This is a genomic window from Nocardia sp. CC201C (genome assembly GCF_030010695.1).
Classification (GTDB): Bacteria; Actinomycetota; Actinomycetes; order Mycobacteriales; family Mycobacteriaceae; genus Nocardia; species Nocardia otitidiscaviarum.
The window spans coordinates 1-2,432 of sequence record NZ_JASCXP010000656.1; the positions used below are offsets into that span (position 1 = coordinate 1).

At 66.8% G+C, this 2,432-nt stretch carries 2 protein-coding genes; one reads left to right on the forward strand and one right to left on the reverse strand.

The annotated features are described in order from the left end of the window. Window positions 1-704: gamma-glutamyltransferase (locus tag QK444_RS35565; protein WP_282786419.1), on the reverse strand; the 704-nt coding region annotated here is incomplete at its 3' end. Between the two features lie 248 nt (window positions 705-952). Here QK444_RS35565 and QK444_RS35570 point away from each other — a divergent pair. Then, window positions 953-2,422 (forward strand): amino acid permease, encoded by a 1,470-nt coding sequence (locus tag QK444_RS35570; protein WP_282786420.1) that lies wholly within the window; start codon window positions 953-955, stop codon window positions 2,420-2,422. Window positions 2,423-2,432 lie beyond the last annotated feature (10 nt).

Consider the following 2,432-nt stretch of genomic DNA (forward strand, 5'->3'; position numbering starts at 1 on the left):
GGGCCATTACCGCCCGCCGACTCCGCGATCTGGCCCGCCAACCGGGGGCTGATGGCGAAGCCCTGATCGGCCAGGGCGATGGCGGGATCGAACAGCTCCCGCCACGACTGTTTGCCGTGCTCGCGATGGGCCAGCTCCAGCATGCGCAGCACGCCCGGGGTGCCGATGGAACGCCCGCTGGCGCGGGTGGACGGCTGCGGTTCGGTGCGATCGGTCTCGCTGATCCAGCGCAGATAGTTCTCGGTGGCCGCCGCGGGCGCGGTCTCACGGCCGTCGTAGGCGTCCACGGCCCCGGTGGCGGCGTCGTAGTAGAGCAGGAACGCCCCGCCGCCGATCCCCGACGCCTGCGGTTCCACCAGCCCCAGCACGGTCTGCGCCGCGATCAGGGCATCGGCCGCGGTGCCGCCGTCACGCAGCACCCGGCAGGCCGCGTCGGTGGCGAGCGGATTGGCGGTGGAGACGGAGAACGTCGCCGTGCGCACCGGCGTCATCCCGGTGCGATAGCCGGACGCGATCTCGGGATTGGTGCTCAGATTCGTGGTGGTCGCGCCGGGCGCGGCGCGGGCGGTCAGCGGGGTGCCGTTGGCACTCGTCACACAGGTGCCGTCGGCCTCGTTCTCCGGGCCGGTCGTACAGGCCGTGACCAATCCGAGCAGGAGCAATAGGGCGGCGGCCGCGCCGCTCCAGTTCCGCGTACGCCTCATGATCGGACTCTAACGCCGGGCGGCGCGGTGGACGGGGCTTTCGCGGCGGATGGCGAATAAGCGTGCCCTGTCGGGGGAGGTCAAAGTTGAGCGTCCTCGAAGCAACCTGTAAGACAGGTAGGTGGCGAACCGTCGAAATGCCGCTGGAACCGTCATCCGCCCCGGTCGGGACAGCGATGTGGTGCTCAGTAAATGGCAAGGTATCGTCACAACGCCTCACTACACGATTGCGGAGGGTTAACCGGCGTATGACCGAGATCCGGACACAGGCCACCAACCTCACGGCGGAGGACTCCGGCTATCACAAGAGCCTCAAGCCGCGGCAGTTGCAGATGATCGCCATCGGCGGCGCCATCGGCACCGGCCTGTTCCTCGGTGCGGGCGGTCGCCTGCACAGCGCCGGACCGTCGCTGTTCCTGGTCTACCTGGTCTGCGGCATTTTCGTCTTCTTCATTCTGCGGGCGCTCGGCGAGTTGGTGCTGCACCGACCGTCGTCGGGGTCCTTCGTCTCCTATGCGCGGGAATTCTTCGGGGAGAAGGCGGCTTTCGTCGCCGGGTGGATGTATTTCCTGAACTGGTCCATGACCGGCATTGTCGACACCACCGCCATCGCGACCTATCTGCACTATTGGGGGCCGTTCCAGCCCGTCGCGCAGTGGGTGCTGGCGCTCGGCGCGCTGCTCATCGTGCTGGGCATCAATTTGGTGTCGGTGAAGTGGTTCGGCGAGATGGAGTTCTGGGCCGCCATGATCAAGGTGGCCGCCCTGGTCAGCTTCCTGGTGGTGGGCACCATCTTCTTCGCGGGCCGCTTCGAGGTCGACGGCCAGCCCACCGGGTTCGGCATGGTCGAAGCCGCGGGCGGCTGGTTCCCGACCGGCGTGCTGCCGCTCATCACGGTCACCTCCGGCGTCGTATTCGCCTACGCCGCCGTGGAAATGGTGGGTATCGCCGCCGGTGAGACCGAGAATCCGGCCAAGATCATGCCGCGCGCCATCAATTCGGTCATCATGCGCATCGCGGTGTTCTACTGCGGGTCGGTGATTCTGCTGGCCCTGCTGCTGCCGTATACCGCATACCAGGCGGGCGAAAGCCCGTTCGTCACGTTCTTCGGCAAACTCGGTGTGGCGCACATGGGTTCGATCATGAACTTCGTGGTGCTCACCGCCGCGCTGTCCTCGCTCAATGCCGGACTCTATTCGACCGGGCGCATTCTGCGTTCCATGGCCATGAACGGCAGTGCGCCGACTTTCACCGCGCGCATGTCCCGCAGCGGTGTGCCCTACGGCGGCATTCTGCTCACCAGTTGTATCGCGCTGTTCGGCATCTGGCTGAATTACGTCGTGCCGTCGCAGGCATTCGAAATCGTGCTGAATGTGGCGTCGCTGGGAATTCTGGCCTCGTGGGCCACCATCGTGCTGTGTCAGCTCAAGTTGTACCGCTGGTCGCAGGAGGGGCGCGCCGAGCGCCCGGCGTTCCGGATGATCGGCGCGCCCTGGACCGGCATCGCCACCCTGGCCTTCCTGGTCGGTGTGCTGGTGCTCATGGCCTTCGACTACCCGGTCGGCACCTGGACCGTCGCCAGCCTGGCCATCATCGTTCCGGCGCTCGCTGTCGGCTGGCTCGTCGCCCGCAGGCGGGTGTTGGCCATCGCCGCGGAGCGCGCCGGGTACACCGGTGAATATCCGGTGCTGCCACCGATTCCGCTGGACGACAAGTAATCTCGCCGGT